At 70.8% G+C, this 16,772-nt stretch carries 12 protein-coding genes; 9 read left to right on the top strand and 3 right to left on the bottom strand.

The genetic code is table 11. The features are described from left to right. Positions 1 to 172: 172 nt before the first annotated feature. A complete protein-coding gene (locus tag ACFY1E_RS23290; protein ID WP_389078984.1) occupies positions 173 to 1,156 on the bottom strand; it encodes an LLM class flavin-dependent oxidoreductase in 984 nt (327 codons plus the stop codon). 105 nt (positions 1,157 to 1,261) lie between these two features. On the opposite strand from ACFY1E_RS23290, the gene ftsY reads away from it, so the two are divergent. Next, positions 1,262 to 2,464 (top strand): signal recognition particle-docking protein FtsY, encoded by a 1,203-nt coding sequence (gene ftsY / locus ACFY1E_RS23285; RefSeq protein ID WP_389078982.1) that lies wholly within the window; start codon positions 1,262 to 1,264, stop codon positions 2,462 to 2,464. A 113-nt stretch (positions 2,465 to 2,577) separates the two neighbouring features. Here ftsY and ACFY1E_RS23280 read toward each other — a convergent pair whose 3' ends face one another. Further along, on the bottom strand, positions 2,578 to 3,234 hold the full coding sequence (locus tag ACFY1E_RS23280) for a bifunctional DNA primase/polymerase (RefSeq protein ID WP_389078980.1): 657 nt from the start codon (positions 3,232 to 3,234) through the stop codon (positions 2,578 to 2,580). 444 nt (positions 3,235 to 3,678) lie between these two features. On the opposite strand from ACFY1E_RS23280, the gene ACFY1E_RS23275 reads away from it, so the two are divergent. The 6 genes from ACFY1E_RS23275 (at position 3,679) to ftsH (ending at position 13,282) form a co-directional block, all read left to right on the top strand. Then, entirely contained in the window at positions 3,679 to 5,166 is a 1,488-nt protein-coding gene (locus tag ACFY1E_RS23275) for a hypothetical protein (RefSeq protein WP_389078978.1), read from the top strand. A 315-nt stretch (positions 5,167 to 5,481) separates the two neighbouring features. After that, positions 5,482 to 6,819: an ammonium transporter gene (locus ACFY1E_RS23270; protein WP_389078975.1), complete on the top strand. Its 1,338-nt coding sequence runs from the start codon at positions 5,482 to 5,484 to the stop codon at positions 6,817 to 6,819. After that, complete coding sequence (locus ACFY1E_RS23265; RefSeq protein WP_003997576.1) at positions 6,816 to 7,154, top strand: P-II family nitrogen regulator; 339 nt, start codon at positions 6,816 to 6,818, stop codon at positions 7,152 to 7,154. The genes ACFY1E_RS23270 and ACFY1E_RS23265 overlap by 4 nt, the downstream gene beginning before the upstream one ends. Positions 7,155 to 7,182: 28 nt before the next feature. Next, positions 7,183 to 9,630: a [protein-PII] uridylyltransferase gene (locus tag ACFY1E_RS23260; RefSeq protein WP_389078974.1), complete on the top strand. Its 2,448-nt coding sequence runs from the start codon at positions 7,183 to 7,185 to the stop codon at positions 9,628 to 9,630. A 95-nt stretch (positions 9,631 to 9,725) separates the two neighbouring features. Then, the gene (ffh, locus tag ACFY1E_RS23255; RefSeq protein WP_389078971.1) at positions 9,726 to 11,279 is read left to right on the top strand and encodes a signal recognition particle protein; all 1,554 of its coding nucleotides are present in this window, start codon (positions 9,726 to 9,728) and stop codon (positions 11,277 to 11,279) included. Between the two features lie 50 nt (positions 11,280 to 11,329). Further along, the gene (gene ftsH, locus ACFY1E_RS23250) at positions 11,330 to 13,282 is read left to right on the top strand and encodes an ATP-dependent zinc metalloprotease FtsH (RefSeq protein ID WP_389078969.1); all 1,953 of its coding nucleotides are present in this window, start codon (positions 11,330 to 11,332) and stop codon (positions 13,280 to 13,282) included. Here ftsH and ACFY1E_RS23245 read toward each other — a convergent pair. Beyond that, positions 13,279 to 14,145 (bottom strand): SAM-dependent methyltransferase, encoded by an 867-nt coding sequence (locus ACFY1E_RS23245; protein ID WP_389078966.1) that lies wholly within the window; start codon positions 14,143 to 14,145, stop codon positions 13,279 to 13,281. The genes ftsH and ACFY1E_RS23245 overlap by 4 nt on opposite strands. Before the next feature lie 199 nt (positions 14,146 to 14,344). Between ACFY1E_RS23245 and proS the strand changes: the two genes are divergently transcribed. After that, on the top strand, positions 14,345 to 15,760 hold the full coding sequence (proS, locus tag ACFY1E_RS23240) for a proline--tRNA ligase (protein ID WP_389078965.1): 1,416 nt from the start codon (positions 14,345 to 14,347) through the stop codon (positions 15,758 to 15,760). 261 nt (positions 15,761 to 16,021) lie between these two features. Then, entirely contained in the window at positions 16,022 to 16,618 is a 597-nt protein-coding gene (locus tag ACFY1E_RS23235) for a hypothetical protein (RefSeq protein ID WP_030943152.1), read from the top strand. The last annotated feature ends 154 nt before the right edge of the window (positions 16,619 to 16,772 follow it).

Genomic DNA, 16,772 nt, shown 5'->3' with positions numbered 1-16,772 from the left:
GGATGAGGACGCCACCGCCGATCTCCAGGGCCTTGCGGATGCTCTCCTCGATGATTCGGTCGTCCGGCACGTCGAGCATCCGTATCTCGCCGTCCGGTTCCCGGACGAGCACTTCTCCACCAGCAGACTCATGGCCGCAGTGGACCACCGCCGGGCCCCGCCCGACCACCGGTCATCGCCCCGGCTCAGCCCCCAGCGCCGGAAGCACCCGCTCGGCGAACAGACGCAGACTCCGCCACCCCTCCTCCACAGGCATCCCACCGGCCAGCGGATGCAGTACGAGGCTGTCGAGCCCCTGCGCCACGCACTCGTCGGGGGTGAGGATCCGGTACACGCCCTCGGCGCGCAGCTCGGCCACGCTCGTGGCCGCCGACTTCACCGCCGAGCGGATGTCACCGGACTGCCAGGAGGCGTATGTCCGCGCCTCGTGCAGGAAGTGCTCGCCGTACTCGGCCCACGCCCGGTCGGGATCCTCGGCGAGGTGCAGCAGCGGGGTCTCGGCCGCGGGCATCATGGTCCAGCCCTCGGTGCCGTACTCGACGAGCCGCTCCTTGTAGTACGCCTCCAGCTCCGGCAGATGTGCGCTGGGGAAGAAGGGGAGACCGAAACGGGCCGCACGCCGGGCTGCGGCCTTCGAGGAGCCGCCGACCAGGAGCAGGGGGTGCGGCTCGGTGAAGGGGCGCGGGGTGACCCGTACCGTACGGCCCCGGTACTCGAACTCCTCCCCGGTCCAGGCCTTCAGCACCGTCTCCAGCAGCTCGTCCTGGAGCCTGCCGCGCCGCTTCCAGTCCACGTCGAACTGGGCGTACTCCTCCGGCCGGTATCCGATCCCGGCGACGGTCACCAGCCGCCCGCCGCTCAGCAGATCCAGTACGGCGATGTCCTCGGCCAGCCGCAGCGGGTCGTGCAGCGGGCCGATCACCGCCGAGACGGTGACCGCGATGCGCCGGGTGGCGCCGAAGACCGCCCCCGCGAAGGCGAACGGTGACGGCAGCCAGTTGTTGTCGGCGCCGTGGTGCTCCTCCGTCTGCACGGTGGTGATCCCGTGCTCGTCGGCGTACGCGGCCATCTCCAGGGCGGCCCGGTAGCGGGCGGCGAGCGAGGCGGGGGTGGCGCCGGGTTCGACGAGGTTGAAACGTACGACGGAGACGGGCATGGGGGTCCCCCTTCACCGGGCGGGTGGTGCGGGGGACGTTAGCTGACGGTGTGTCAGACATCCAGAGGGGTGTCGCAGGACTCCATGACTGATACTGGACCCGTTATGGAAACCGTCATCCTTGCTGTAGTCATCGCCGTGGTCGTGCTCGGCGCGCTCGGCGGGCTCATCGTCGGCAGCCGACGGAAGAAGTCGCTGCCCCCGCCGCCCCCCGCCGCGCCCGACATCACCGCCCCTCCGGCCGAGCCGCATGTCGGCGACGAGGCCGAGACACCCCGCGACGAACCGCGCCGGACGATAGAGGAGGTGGATCTTCCGGACGGTTCGGCGCCGGTCGCCGTCGAGGAGCCGCCCGTCCTCGAAATCCCCGAGATCGAGGTCCCCGAGCCGACCGCCGGACGCCTGGTCCGGCTGCGCGCCCGCCTCTCCCGCTCCCAGAACGCGCTCGGCAAGGGGCTGCTCGCGCTCCTGTCGCGCGAGCACCTCGACGACGAGACCTGGGAGGAGATCGAGGACATCCTGCTCACCGCCGACGTCGGCGTGGCCCCCACCCAGGAGCTGGTCGAGGGCCTGCGCGAGCGTGTGAAGGTGCTCGGCACCCGCACCCCTGCCGAGCTGCGCGGCCTGCTGCGGGAGGAACTCCTCAAGCTGGTCGGCACCGACCTCGACCGCACGGTGAAGACCGAGCCCGAGACCAGCAAGCCCGGCATCGTGATGGTCGTCGGCGTCAACGGCACCGGCAAGACCACCACCACCGGCAAGCTCGCCCGCGTCCTGGTCGCCGACGGCCGCAGCGTCGTCCTCGGCGCCGCCGACACCTTCCGTGCGGCCGCCGCGGACCAGCTGCAGACCTGGGGCGAGCGGGTCGGCGCCCACACCGTGCGCGGGCCGGAGGGCGGCGACCCCGCCTCCGTCGCCTTCGACGCGGTGAAGGAGGGCAAGGAGATGGGCTCCGACGTCGTCCTCATCGACACCGCCGGGCGCCTGCACACCAAGACCGGACTGATGGACGAGCTCGGCAAGGTCAAGCGCGTCGTCGAGAAGCACGCCCCGCTGGACGAGATCCTGCTCGTCCTCGACGCGACGACCGGGCAGAACGGCCTGGTGCAGGCCCGCGTGTTCGCCGAGGTCGTCGACATCACCGGCATCGTGCTCACCAAGCTCGACGGTACGGCGAAGGGCGGCATCGTGATCGCGGTCCAGCGCGAGCTGGGCGTACCGGTCAAGCTGGTGGGTCTCGGCGAGGGCGCCGACGACCTGGCGCCGTTCGAGCCGGAGGCGTTCGTTGACGCCCTTATCGGAGAGTGACCCCCCACCTACCAGAGTCGGTATGTGGTCTGTGGCCGAAGAAGCGCCCGTTTCCCAAGGTGCAGTTGGGGAGCGGGCGCTTCGCTGTGTACGGCTGGGGGGCGGCCCTGGGCCTACGCCCGCGACCGATGCGCCGCATAGGCCAGCGTCCCCAGCAGCAGCCGTGCCGCCGGCGGTTTCGTGGCCGAGTCCAGGGCGGGCGGCCGCAGCCAGCGCACCGGGCCCAGGCCGCCCCGGTCGGAGGGCGGAGCCGTGATGTACGTGCCGGGGCCCAGGCCGTGCAGGTCGAGGGAGGTCGGGTCGTCCCAGCCCATGCGGTAGAGCAGCTCGGGGAGTTCGGCGGCGGCTCCGGGGGCGACGAAGAACTGGGCGCGGCCCTCGGGGGTCGCGGTGACCGGGCCGACCGGGAGGCCCATCCGCTCCAGGCGGACCAGGGCGCGGCGGCCTGCGGGCTCGGCCACCTCGATGACGTCGAACGCCCGGCCGACGGCGAGCATGACCGACGCCCCGGGGAACTCGCTCCACGCCTTGGTCACTTCGTCGAGCGTGGCGCCGGCCTGGACCTGGGGCGCGAACTCCAGGGGATGCGCCCCCGGTGCGCTGCAGTCCGTCCGGCCGCAGGAGCAGTCGCCCGCCGCGGCCCGGGCGCCCGGGACCGCGTCCCAGCCCCACAACCCCGTGAACTCGGCGACGGCGGTGCACTCCGAGGAGCGGCCGCGCCGACGCGAGCCGGAGCGGATCTCCCGGATGCCGCCGATCGTGAAGCCCATGCCCCCTCCAACGGGTCCGACGCGTCGGTGGTTACGACGCGGATGCGGAACGTGACCCTGTGTTCCGGACGCATCGGCCCCGCGTGGTCCGGGCGGCGCTCGAAGTGCCCCGGGTGGTGAACTCGACGGCGCACGCCCCTGAGTGCATCGCTCCGCCTACTCCGGGTTGGTCTATGTCAAGTGAATCGCGCCGAGGCGACACTGAGTTCATTCGAAGGGGTGGCGAATGGTGGCGTTTCCGGGATCGCCATGGCTGGACGGGTGATCGTAGGATTACTGTGAGTGCACGAGTCCTGGGGGCACATGCACTCGTGGGTATGCCGGAGGCAAGTAGGTATCCCGTTCGAAGGGTGAGAACCGGCGGACGGGCGGCAGTATTTACCGGCATTCTGATAGGGCTTGGCGCACTCAGCGACAAGTGGTCTCAGGGATGGGGGCGTTCCAGTGAGCGGCAACGACGGAAGCGGGACGACCGCGACCAGCACGGACAAGCGCCCCAATGAGCTGCTCACGTCCTGGTTCGTGCGCAGCGGCTGGTCGAAGGGCGAACTCGCCCGTCAAGTCAACCGCAGGGCACGCCAGTTGGGTGCCAACCACATCTCCACGGACACCTCCCGGGTGCGCCGCTGGCTGGACGGCGAGAACCCTCGCGAGCCGATCCCCAGGATCCTGTCCGAGCTGTTCTCCGAGCGCTTCGGCTGTGTGGTCTCCGTCGAGGACCTCGGCCTGCGCGCCGCCCGTCAGTCACCCTCCGTGTCCGGCGTCGACCTGCCCTGGACGGGCCCGCAGACGGTGGCCCTGCTCAGCGAGTTCTCGCGCAGCGACCTGATGCTGGCGCGGCGCGGCTTCCTCGGGACCTCGCTGGCCCTGTCCGCGGGCCCGTCCCTCATCGAGCCCATGCAGCGCTGGCTGGTGCCCTCTCCCCAGGCCCAGTCCGAGCCGGAGCCGGAGCCGCCGGCATCGTCCCGCCGGCCCGGCAGGCTCTCCAAGCCCGAGCTGGACCTCCTGGAGTCCACGACGGTGATGTTCCGGCAGTGGGACGCCCAGTGCGGCGGCGGCCTGCGCCGCAAGGCGGTGGTGGGCCAGCTGCACGAGGTGACGGACCTGCTCCAGGAGCCCCAGCCCGAGGCCACCACCAGGAAGCTGTTCAAGGTCGCCGGGGAGCTGGCGGAGCTGGCCGGCTGGATGTCGTACGACGTCGGGCTCCAGCCGACCGCCCAGAAGTACTTCGTCCTCGCCCTGCACGCCGCCAAGGAGGCGGGCGACAAGCCGCTCGGCTCGTACATCCTCTCCAGCATGAGCCGCCAGATGATCCACCTCGGCCGGCCCGACGACGCGCTGGAACTGATCCACCTCGCTCAGTACGGCAGCCGGGACTGCGCGAGCCCCCGCACCCAGTCGATGCTGTATGCGATGGAGGCCCGCGCCTACGCCAACATGGGGCAGCCCGGCAAGTGCAAGCGGGCGGTCCGGATGGCCGAGGACACCTTCGCGGACGCGGACGAGTGGGACGAGCCGGACCCCGACTGGATCCGCTTCTTCTCCGAGGCCGAACTGCACGGCGAGAACTCCCACTCCTACCGCGACCTCGCCTATGTCGCGGGCCGCAGCCCCACGTACGCGTCCCTGGCCGAGCCCGTGATGCAGCAGGCCGTCGACCTGTTCTCCCGGGACCCCGAGCACCAGCGCTCGTATGCACTGAACCTGATCGGCATGGCGACGGTGCATCTGCTGCAGCGTGAGCCCGAGCGTGGCGCGGTGCTGGCCGAGCAGGCCATGCACATCGCCAAGAAGGTCCGCTCCGAGCGCGTGAACACTCGTATCCGAAAGACGGTCGACACGGCCGTACGCGATTTCGGGGATCTCGCCGAGGTCGTGGACCTCACCGAGAAGCTCGCCGTCGAACTACCGGAGACCGCCGAGGCGGTCTGAAAACCCTTGGCCCCGGCCGCGGCCGGCCCTCCCGAACTGCCCGACTCGGCTCCCCCCATGCCAGGTCATCGGAAGGCCGCCCGTGGCCGGTTCTTTCCCTCGGTGAAGGTTGCGCCACGATAACGATGGACGCGTCCGACATCCGGCAGTTCATCGAGGCGTAACACACAGGGCGCCTTCGTCACGGCGGCGAAACAACGAGGGGCTTCCAACGAAACCGCGCTGCGCCAATCTCATGGCGCATAACCGGCCCACCCCTCATGACCGCTTCAGGCTTCGCCCGCACGGGGCCGTACCAACGACGAGGAGACGCCGATGGCACCAGCCATCACGCTTGCCGCGGAGGCACCCAAGCTGTCCTCCGCGAACACAGGCTTCATGCTCATTGCATCCGCCCTGGTACTGATCATGACGCCGGGCCTCGCCTTCTTCTACGGAGGCATGGTCCGCGTCAAGAGCACCCTCAACATGCTGATGATGAGCTTCATCAGCATCGGAATCGTCACGATTCTGTGGGTGCTCTACGGCTTCTCCCTCGCCTTCGGTACGAACAACAGCCTCATCGGCTGGGACTCCGACTGGTTCGGCCTCCGCAAGGTCGGTCTGACGGAGCTGTGGCCCGGCTACACCATCCCGATCTTCGTCTTCATGGTCTTCCAGATGATGTTCGCCATCATCACTCCGGCCCTGATAAGCGGCGCCCTCGCGGACCGCGTCAAGTTCTCGGCCTGGGCGCTGTTCGTCGCCCTGTGGCTGACGATCGTCTACGTCCCGGTCGCCCACTGGGTCTGGGGCTCTGACGGCTGGGCCTTCAAGCTGGGCGTGATCGACTTCGCCGGTGGTACCGCGGTCCACATCAACGCCGGTGCGGGCGCCCTCGGCGTCATCCTCGTCATCGGCAAGCGCGTCGGCTTCAAGAAGGACCCGATGCGCCCGCACAGCCTCCCGCTGGTGATGCTCGGTGCCGGTCTGCTGTGGTTCGGCTGGTTCGGCTTCAACGCCGGTTCGTGGCTCGGCAACGACGACGGCGTCGGCGCGCTGATGTTCGTCAACACGCAGGTCGCCACCGCCGCCGCCATGCTGGCCTGGCTCGCCTACGAGAAGATCCGCCACGGCGCGTTCACCACGCTGGGCGCCGCCTCCGGCGCGGTCGCCGGCCTGGTCGCGATCACCCCGTCCGGTGGTGCGGTCTCCCCGCTCGGCGCGATCGCCGTCGGCGCCATCGCCGGTGTCGCCTGCGCCGCGGCCGTGGGCCTGAAGTACAAGTTCGGCTACGACGACTCCCTCGACGTCGTCGGCGTCCACATGGTCGGCGGCATCATCGGCTCCCTGCTCATCGGCTTCTTCGCCACCGGCAAGGGCCAGTCGACCGCGACCGGTGTCTTCTACGGCGACCACTCCTTCACCCAGCTGTGGAAGCAGTTCGCCGGTGTCGGCGCGGTCCTCGCCTACTCCCTGATCGCCTCCGCGGTCCTCGCCTTCCTCCTCGACAAGACCATCGGGATGCGGGTCACCGAGGACGAGGAGATCTCCGGTATCGACCAGGCGGAGCACGCCGAGACCGCATACGACTTCAGCGGCGCGGGTGGCGGCATCGCCGGATCCGCCGCTTCGGTCCTGGCCGCCACGGAGAGCAAGAAGGTGGACGCATGAAGCTCATCACCGCCGTCGTGAAGCCCCACCGGCTCGACGAGATCAAGGAGGCCCTGCAGGCCTTCGGAGTCCATGGCCTGACGGTCACCGAGGCGAGCGGTTACGGTCGTCAGCGGGGCCACACCGAGGTCTACCGCGGTGCCGAGTACACCGTCGACCTGGTTCCCAAGATCCGTATCGAGGTACTGGCCGAGGACGACGACGCCGAGCAGCTGATCGACGTCATCGTCAAGGCGGCCCGAACCGGCAAGATCGGTGACGGCAAGGTCTGGTCCCTCCCGGTCGAGACGGCCGTACGGGTCCGGACCGGCGAGCGCGGCCCGGACGCGCTCTAAGTGAAGAAGTAAGGACAGGAGCTGCTGGGTGTCGAGCACGGACGTGCACAAGGAAGCGGAAGACTCGGGACCCAGCGGCTACGCGGCGGCCCGGCTGCACCTCCTCACCGAGGGGGCGCGGTCCGGGCCGCCGCGCCGTACAGCCCTGTCCGAGCTGACGGACGACTGGCTGACGGGACTGTTCGCGGCGGGCGCCGAGGGACTGCGCGGGGTCTCCCTGGTCGCCGTCGGCGGCTACGGCCGCGGTGAGCTCTCCCCACGCAGCGACCTGGACCTGCTCCTCCTCCACGACGGCAGCGACCCCAAGGCGGTCGCCGCCCTGGCCGACCGCATCTGGTACCCCGTCTGGGACCTCGGCCTCGCCCTCGACCACTCGGTGCGCACCCCCGCCGAGGCCCGCAAGACCGCAGGGGAGGACCTGAAGGTCCAGCTCGGCCTGCTGGACGCCCGCCACATCGCCGGCGACCTGGGCCTGACGGCCGGTCTGCGGACGGCCGTCCTCGCCGACTGGCGCAACCAGGCGCCGAAACGTCTCCCCGAACTCCAGGAACTCTGCGCCGAGCGCGCCGAACGCCAGGGCGAGCTGCAGTACCTGCTGGAGCCGGACCTGAAGGAGGCCCGCGGCGGTCTGCGTGACGCCACCACTCTGCGGGCCGTCGCCGCCTCCTGGCTGGCCGACGCCCCGCGCGAGGGCCTCGACGACGCCCGCCGCCGACTGCTCGACGTACGCGACGCCCTGCACCTGACGACCGGACGGGCGACCGACCGGCTTGCGCTCCAGGAGCAGGACCAGGTCGCCGCCGAACTCGGACTGCTCGACGCCGACACCCTCCTGCGGCAGGTGTACGAGGCGGCGCGGGTCATCTCGTACGCCAGTGACGTCACCTGGCGCGAAGTGGCGCGCGTGCTGCGGTCGCGCGCCGTACGGCCGCGGCTGCGCGCCATGCTCGGCGGCGGAAAGCCCGTCCCCGAGCGTTCCCCGCTGGCCGAGGGCGTGGTCGAGCAGGACGGCGAGGTGGTGCTCGCCCGGGCCGCGCGGCCCGAGCGCGACCCCGTCCTGCCGCTGCGCGCCGCGGCCGCCGCCGCCCAGGCCGGCCTCCCGCTCTCCCTGCACGCCGTACGGCGCCTGGCGGCGACCGTGCGCCCGCTGCCCACGCCCTGGCCCGCCGAGGCCCGCGAACAGCTGGTCACCCTGCTCGGCTCCGGGCACCCCACCATCGACGTCTGGGAGGCGCTGGAGGCGGAAGGCCTGATCACCCGGCTGCTTCCGGACTGGGAGCGGGTGCGCTGCCGCCCGCAGCGCAACGCCGTGCACATCTGGACCGTCGACCGGCACCTGATCGAGACGGCCGTGCGCGCCTCCGAGTTCACCCGCCGCGTGCACCGCCCCGACCTGCTCCTGGTCGCCGCGCTGCTGCACGACATCGGCAAGGGCTGGCCCGGCGACCACTCGGTGGCCGGCGAGATCATCGCCAAGGACGTGGCCGCCCGGATCGGCTTCGACCGCGACGACGTGGCCGTGCTCTCCACCCTCGTACGCCACCATCTGCTGCTGGTCGAGACGGCCACCCGCCGCGACCTGGAGGACCCGGCCACGGTCCGCTCGGTCGCGGAGGCGGTCGGCTCGCAGTCCACCCTGGAGCTGCTGCACGCACTGACCGAGGCGGACGCCCTGGCCACCGGACCGGCCGCCTGGTCGTCCTGGCGCGGCTCGCTCGTCGCCGACCTGGTCAAGCGGGTCGCCGCCGTCCTCGCCGGGGACGTCCCCGACGAGCCCGAGGCCGCCGCGCCCACCGCCGAGCAGGAGCGGCTCGCCATCGAGGCGGTCGCCACCGGCAGCCCCGTGCTGTCCCTGCGCGCGCAGACCGAGCCGCCGACGGAGGAACAGCCCTCCGGCGACCCGGAGCCGCTCGGCGTCGAACTGCTCATCGCCGTACCGGACCAGGAGGGCGTGCTGCCCGCCGTGGCCGGTGTCCTCGCCATGCACCGCCTGACCGTGCGCACCGCCGAGCTGCGCACCCTGGACCTGCCGGACGGCGTCGAGGGCTCGGTCCTGCTGCTGAACTGGCGGGTCGCCGCCGAGTACGGCTCGCTGCCCCAGGCGGCCCGGCTGCGGGCCGATCTCGTACGGGCCCTGGACGGTTCCCTGGACATCGCCGGGCGCCTCGCCGAGCGCGACGCCGCGTATCCGCGGCGCCGGGGTGTCGTGGCGCCGCCGGCGCGGGTGACGGTCGCCTCGGCCGCGTCCCGGCTGGCCACGGTGATCGAGGTACGGGCCCAGGACGCTCCCGGCCTGCTGTTCCGCATCGGGCGGGCCCTGGAGGACGCGAGCGTACGGGTGCGCAGCGCGCACGTCTCCACGCTGGGCGCGAACGCCGTGGACGCCTTCTACGTGACCGGGCCGGAGGGCGCGCCCCTGCCGGGCGACGAGGCCTCGGCCGTGGCGCGGAAGCTGGAGGAGACCTTGCGGGGGTGACCGCGCTGTAGGAGCGGGCGGGGACGATTGTCTTGCGCGGCCCGATATCCTGGAAGACGCTCACACTGCCCCCGACTCCGAGGACCGACGCCGCCGTGTTCGACACTCTCTCCGATCGCCTCTCAGCGACCTTCAAGAATCTGCGCGGCAAGGGGCGTCTGAGCGAGGCGGACATCGACGCCACCGCGCGCGAGATCCGTATCGCGCTGCTCGAAGCGGACGTGGCTCTGCCCGTCGTCCGCGCGTTCATCAAGAACGTCAAGGAGCGCGCCCTCGGCCCCGAGCTCTCCGGCACGCAGTACCCCGCCCAGCGGGTGCTCGACATCGTCAACGAAGAGCTGGTCACCATCCTTGGCGGCCAGACCCGCCGCCTGCGGTTCGCCAAGCAGCCGCCGACCGTGATCATGCTCGCGGGTCTGCAGGGTGCCGGTAAGACCACCCTCGCGGGCAAGCTCGCCAAGCACCTCAAGGAAGAGGGCCACTCGCCGCTCCTGGTCGCCGCCGACCTCCAGCGCCCGAACGCGGTCACCCAGCTGAGCGTCGTCGCCGAGCGGGCCGGCGTGGCCGTCTTCGCCCCGGAACCGGGCAACGGCGTGGGCGACCCGGTCCAGGTCGCCAAGGACTCGATCCAGCACGCGAAGACCAAGGTCCACGACATCGTCATCGTCGACACCGCCGGCCGCCTCGGCATCGACCAGGAGATGATGCAGCAGGCCGCGGACATCCGGGACGCGGTCTCCCCGGACGAGATCCTCTTCGTCGTCGACGCGATGATCGGTCAGGACGCCGTCAACACGGCGGAGGCCTTCCGCGACGGCGTCGGCTTCGACGGCGTGGTCCTCTCCAAGCTCGACGGTGACGCCCGCGGTGGTGCGGCCCTGTCGATCGCCTCGGTCACCGGCAAGCCGATCATGTTCGCCTCGAACGGCGAGAAGCTGGACGACTTCGACGTCTTCCACCCCGACCGGATGGCCGGCCGCATCCTCGACATGGGTGACCTCGCCACCCTGTTCGAGAAGGCGCAGAAGGAGTTCAGCGAGGAAGAGGCCGCCAAGATGGCCTCCAAGCTCGCCTCCAAGAAGGGCCAGGACTTCACCCTGGACGACTTCCTGGCCCAGATGGAGCAGGTCAGGAAGATGGGCAGCATCTCCAAGCTGCTCGGCATGATGCCCGGCATGGGCCAGATCAAGGAACAGATCAACAACATCGACGAGCGGGACGTCGACCGCACGGCCGCCATCATCAAGTCGATGACCCCGGCCGAGCGCCAGGAGCCGACGATCATCAACGGCTCGCGCCGCGCCCGTATCGCCAAGGGGTCCGGTGTCGAGGTCAGCGCGGTCAAGAACCTCGTCGAGCGGTTCTTCGAGGCCCGCAAGATGATGTCCCGCATGGCCCAGGGCGGCGGTATGCCGGGGATGCCCGGGATGCCGGGCATGGGCGGCGGCGCCGGCCGCGCCAGGAAGCAGCCGAAGAAGGCCAAGGGCAAGCAGCGTTCCGGCAACCCGATGAAGCGCAAGCAGCAGGAGCAGGAGGAGGCAGCCCGCCGGGCCGCCGCCGCTCAGGGGGGCAACGCCTTCGGCGTGCCGGGGCAGCAGCCGCCGCAGGACTTCGAGCTCCCGGACGAGTTCAAGAAGTTCATGGGCTGAGTTCACCCGGTGCGCGTGCCAGGGGCGGGGTGTTGTCGTAACGTCCGCTTATGACCAACCCCGCCCCGCCGCGCAAGTCGCCCGACCAGCCCTGGCGTACCGAGGGCACTCCCGAGGAGCCGTCCAGGCCGCCGGGCGGGCGGAGGATGCGGGGCGGCTGGTGGAGCCTGATCCTGACCGCGCTGGTCGTGTATCTGATCGCGAATCTGATCCTGTCCTTCTTCAACGAGGGCAACGAGCCGACGATTTCGTACACCGAGTTCAGCAAGCAGGTCGGCGCGGGCAACGTCAGCAAGATCTACGCCAAGGGCAATGCGATCCAGGGCCAGCTCAGGAAGGCGCAGAAGAGCCCGCACGGCGGCGGCAAGTACACCAAGTTCAGCACCGAGCGGCCGACGTTCGCGAGCGACCAGATCTGGGACGACCTGACCAAGCACAACGTCACCGTCACGGCGGAACCGGTCGTCCAGCACCGCAGCTTTCTGGCCAATCTGCTGATCTCGCTGGCCCCGATGCTGCTGCTGATCGCGGTGTGGGTGTTCGTCGCGCGGCGGATGAGCGCGGGGCTGGGCGGCGCGGGCGGGATGCTCGGCCGCAAGGCGCCGCCCAAGCCGGTCGAGCTGCAGCCGGGCGCCAGGCGCACGACCTTCGAGGACGTGGCGGGCATCGACGAGGTCGAGGGCGAGCTCAACGATGTCGTCGACTTCCTGAAGAACCCGGACGCCTACCGCAGGATGGGCGCGAAGATGCCCCGGGGCGTGCTGCTCGCGGGCCCGCCCGGCACCGGCAAGACCCTGCTCGCGCGTGCCGTCGCCGGTGAGGCCGGTGTGCCGTTCTTCTCGGCGTCCGCCTCCGAGTTCATCGAGATGATCGTCGGCGTCGGCGCCTCACGCGTGCGTGAACTGTTCGCGGAGGCCCGCAAGGTGGCGCCGTCGATCATCTTCATCGACGAGATCGACACCATCGGGCGGGCCCGCGGCGGCGGCTCCGGCATGGGCGGCCACGACGAACGCGAACAGACGCTGAACCAGATCCTCACCGAGATGGACGGCTTCTCCGGCTCCGAGGGCGTCATCGTCATCGCCGCCACCAACCGCGCCGACGTCCTGGACCCGGCCCTCACCCGCCCCGGCCGCTTCGACCGGGTGGTCATGGTCTCGCCCCCGGACCGCGGCGGCCGCGAGGCCATCCTGCGGATCCACACCCGCGAGATCCCCCTCGCGAAGGACGTCGACCTCGGCCAGGTCGCCCGTACGACCCCGGGCATGACCGGCGCCGAACTGGCCAACCTCGCCAACGAGGCCGCACTGCTCGCCGTCAAGCGCAGACAGGAGCGGGTCACGCAGACCGACCTCTCCGAGGCCCTGGAAAAGGTCCAACTGGGCGCCGAACGGCCCCTGGTGATGCCCGAGGAGGAGCGCCGCCGCACCGCCTACCACGAGAGCGGCCACGCCCTGCTCGGCATGCTCCAGCCCGGCGCCGACCCCGTCCGCAAGATCACCATCGTCCCGCGTGGCCGGGCCCTCGGGGTCACGCTCTCCACTCCGGAGTCCGACAAGTACGCGTACACCGAGGAGTACCTGCGCGGCCGGATCATCGGCGCGCTCGGCGGCATGGCGGCGGAACAGGTCGTCTACGGGGTCGTCACCACCGGCGCGGAGAACGACCTGGAACAGGTCACGGGCATCGCCCGGGGCATGGTCGCCCGCTGGGGCATGAGCGAGCGCGTCGGCCGCCTGTCCGCCCTGCCGAACGACGCCCAGCAGGCTTACGGCCTCGCCGCCGCCCCGCAGACCCTCGACGTCATCGACGGCGAGATGCGCCGGATCGTCGACGAGTGCTACGAGGAGGCCTGCCGCAAACTCACCGACCACCGCGGCCGACTGGACGCCCTCGCCCGGGCCCTGCTGGAGCGGGAGACCCTGGAGGAGGCGGACGCCTACCGGATCGCGGGGATCACACGGCTGGAAAAGGCGGAGGCGCCTGACGCGCCCGGGGCCTAAGGGGTACGGGCGATCAGGTAGCGGAACACGTTCGGCATCCACACCGTGCCGTCCCGGCGCCGATACGGGTGCAGGGCCTCCGCCAGTTCCTTGTCCACCTGCGCCTGGTCCGTCGCGGAGATCGCCGCGTCGAACAGACCCGTCGACAGCAGGCCCCTCACCGCGCTGTCCACGCCCGCGTACCCGAACGGGCAGGCGACCCGCCCGGAGCCGTCGGGCTTCAGACCCGCCCGCTGCGCGACCTCCTCCAGGTCGTCGCGAAGGGCGGGGCGCCAACTGCCCGTGCTGCGCAGCGGGTCCGCCAGCCTGGTGGCGACCCGCAGCACGGACGAAGTGGTGCAACGTTCCGGCGGACCCCAGCCGGCGAGCACCACGGGCGCCCCGTGCCCGACGAGCGGTGTCGCTGCCTGCAGCAGCCCGCCGAGCCCCTCCGAGTCGCCCGCCAGACACCCGATCGGCTCGAAAGCCGTCACCAGGGTGAACGCGGGCGTCTCCGCGTCGCCCGCGGTCACGACGTCTTCGGGCGAGCCGTCGACGATACGGGTGCCTGCACGCGCGCGCGTGCCCCACCCGTCCGGGAGCAGCCGCTCCCGCGCGAGAGCCAGCCGTTCGGGGGAGGAGTGGTCGACACCGGTGACCGCCGCGCCTCTGGAGGCCGCCAGCAAAAGCGCCAGCCCGCTGCCGCAGCCGAGGCCCAACAACCGTGTGCCGGGGCCCACTTCCAGTCGCTCGTAGACGGCCTCGTAGAGCGGGACCAGCATCCGCTCCTGGATCTCGGACCAGTCACGCGCGCGTGCACACAGGTCCACACGGGGCGCCTGGCCCGTAGGGGACGGGTGCTGCCGCACGAGCGTAGGTGTCATGTAAAGCGCCCCAATCCGCCGAGAGTTGCCCCTGTACCCGATTCCATGGCCCCCGTGACGTGCGCTCGCACTCCCCCCGTATGCCAGATAACTCCGCACTCGACCGCGCGTCCAGGGGTAGTGGGGTCCGGCTTGTGGGTTGCATATGCGGGCGAAAAGAATTCACGTCCCGGCAACGTGGGCCCCTACCATCGCGCCCATGGCAAAGGCTCCCGTTCTCACCCCGCGCGCGGACGACTTCCCGCGCTGGTACCAGGATCTGATCTCCAAGGCCGAACTGGCCGACAACGGGCCGGTGCGCGGCACCATGGTGATCCGACCGTACGGGTACGGGCTGTGGGAGCGGATGCAGGCCGAGATGGACGCCCGGATCAAGGAGACGGGCACCCAGAACGCGTACTTCCCGCTGCTGATCCCGCAGTCGTACTTCGCCAGGGAGGCCGACCACGTCGAGGGCTTCGCGCCCGAACTGGCCGTGGTCACCCATGGCGGCGGCAAGGAACTGGAGGAGCCCGCGGTCGTCCGCCCCACCTCCGAGATGATCGTCAACGACTACTTCTCGAAGTGGGTGCAGAGCTACCGTGACCTGCCCCTGAAGATCAACCAGTGGGCCAACGTGGTCCGTTGGGAACTGCGGCCCCGTCTCTTCCTGCGTACCACCGAGTTCCTGTGGCAGGAGGGCCACACCGCGCACGCCACGTACGAGGAGGCGCGCGACTTCGCTGCGCACATCCAGCAGCACGTCTACGGCGACTTCCTGACCGAGGTCCTCGCGACGGACTTCGTCTCCGGCCGCAAGACGGCCAAGGAGCGCTTCGCCGGGGCCGTCAACACCCTCACGCTCGAAAGCATGATGGGCGACGGCAAGGCCCTCCAGATGGTCACCAGCCATGAACTGGGCCAGAACTTCGCCAAGGCCTTCAACACCCGGTACCTGTCCAGGGAGGGCAGGCAGGAACTCGTCTGGCAGACCTCCTGGGGCTCCACCACCCGCATGATCGGCGCCCTGGTGATGACTCACGGAGATGACAACGGCCTGAGGGTTCCGCCGCGGCTGGCGCAGATCCAGGTCGTCGTCCTCGCGATCAAGGGCGAGGAGGCGGTTTCGGCCAAGGTCCGTGAGCTCGGTGACCGGTTGCGGGCGGCGGGCCTGCGGGTCCACGTCGACGACCGCACCGACATCCCCTTCGGGCGCCGGGCCGTCGACTGGGAGCTGAAGGGCGTGCCCGTACGCATCGAGATCGGGCCCCGTGACCTGGAGAACGGCACGGCGATGCTGGCCCGCCGCATCCCCGGCGGCAAGGAGCCGATGCCGGTCGACTCCCTCGTGCGGCTCCTGCCCGCGATCCTCGAGGAGGACCAGGCGCTCCTGCTCGCCCAGTCCCGCGAGCGCCGTGAGTCCCGTACGGCCGACGTGTCGACGGTCGAGGAAGCCGTCGAGGCGGTCGGCGCCGGCGGCTGGGCGCGCATCCCCTGGGCGGATCTCGGCGAAGAAGGCGAGGCCAGGCTGGCCGAGCACGCGGTGACCGTACGGTGTCTGGTCGCTGCCGACGGGTCGGTGCCGGAGGCCGAGGACGCGCCCGGTAACGTCGCGGTCGTCGCGCGCGCTTACTGATACAGGGCCGTTCCGCCGCGGACGCGACCGAAACGCCCCTTGCGCACCTGTGGATCACACCCGCACCGGCGCGTGGACACCGTCTACGCGCCGGTGCGTAGGGCGGGCTACGTACCGGCTTGGGACGAGCTGTGAGGTTTCTCCGCAGATCAGCGCACCCGCCCTCGTCGGCACGCATCAGCGGAAACTGACGGGTACGTGCAAATTATTTGGGATGGCCCGGAATAGGAACACATTCGAGGCCCCGCTCGTTGTCATTACGTGAGCACGACACAGACACCACCTGTTCTCGCCGCAGAGCTGGCAGAGGCGTGGGCCGACATTCAGCGGTACCACCCCGAGCTGCCGGACCTTGCCGCGCCAGAGTCCCTGATCGGAGAGTCGTCGTCCGCGTGCGGTCACGAGCTCTCCTTCGAGCGACTGCTCCATGAGGCAGTCCATGGCATCGCCGCCGCGCGCGGCGTACGCGACACGTCCCGCGCCGGCCGGTACCACAACCGCAGATTCCTCGCGATCGCCGAGGAACTGGGCCTGGACCACCCCGAGGAACCGCACCCCAGCAGCGGCTTCTCACTGGTCACGCTCAACCCCGAGGCCAAGCGCCGCTACCGCCCGACCATCGAGCGGCTGCAGCGCGCCCTCAAGGCCCACACGGCCGCCACCTCCGCCGACACCCCGAAGAGCTTCCGCGGCCCGGCGGCCCGGCACGGCTCGTCCGGGGGCGGGGTGCGAGTGAAGGCGGTGTGCGACTGCGGCCGTAACGTACGGGTCGTCCCGTCGGTGCTGGCCCAGGCGCCGATCGTCTGCGGCGGCTGCGGCAAGCCGTTCCGGATCCCGGAGGTCGTGGGAGCTGCATAAGCGCGGATCCTGGAGCACCGGCATCTCGTGGCTGCCGGAATCCGGGCGCCGCGCGCGGGGAGGCGACCGCCTGCGGGCAGTCGTGCCGCTGGGGCGGCACGGGTGAGCGCGGGCGGCACCCCGTAGCGCCGGTCCGCGCGACCACCCCAAGGGC

The sequence above is a fragment of the Streptomyces sp. NPDC001604 genome (genome assembly GCF_042893475.1).
Classification (GTDB): Bacteria; Actinomycetota; Actinomycetes; order Streptomycetales; family Streptomycetaceae; genus Streptomyces.
The sequence above is the reverse complement of the archived record's forward strand: the minus strand, read 5'-3'. Positions and strand labels throughout refer to the sequence as shown.

Coding starts and splice junctions, on each gene's coding strand:
- ACFY1E_RS23290 (WP_389078984.1), bottom strand. CDS start 1,156: ATGCCCGTCTCCGTCGTACGTTTCAACCTCGTCGAACCCGGCGCCACC.
- ftsY (WP_389078982.1), top strand. CDS start 1,262: ATGGAAACCGTCATCCTTGCTGTAGTCATCGCCGTGGTCGTGCTCGGC.
- ACFY1E_RS23265 (WP_003997576.1), top strand. CDS start 6,816: ATGAAGCTCATCACCGCCGTCGTGAAGCCCCACCGGCTCGACGAGATC.
- ftsH (WP_389078969.1), top strand. CDS start 11,330: ATGACCAACCCCGCCCCGCCGCGCAAGTCGCCCGACCAGCCCTGGCGT.
- ACFY1E_RS23245 (WP_389078966.1), bottom strand. CDS start 14,145: ATGACACCTACGCTCGTGCGGCAGCACCCGTCCCCTACGGGCCAGGCG.
- ACFY1E_RS23280 (WP_389078980.1), bottom strand. CDS start 3,234: ATGGGCTTCACGATCGGCGGCATCCGGGAGATCCGCTCCGGCTCGCGT.
- proS (WP_389078965.1), top strand. CDS start 14,345: ATGGCAAAGGCTCCCGTTCTCACCCCGCGCGCGGACGACTTCCCGCGC.
- ACFY1E_RS23270 (WP_389078975.1), top strand. CDS start 5,482: ATGGCACCAGCCATCACGCTTGCCGCGGAGGCACCCAAGCTGTCCTCC.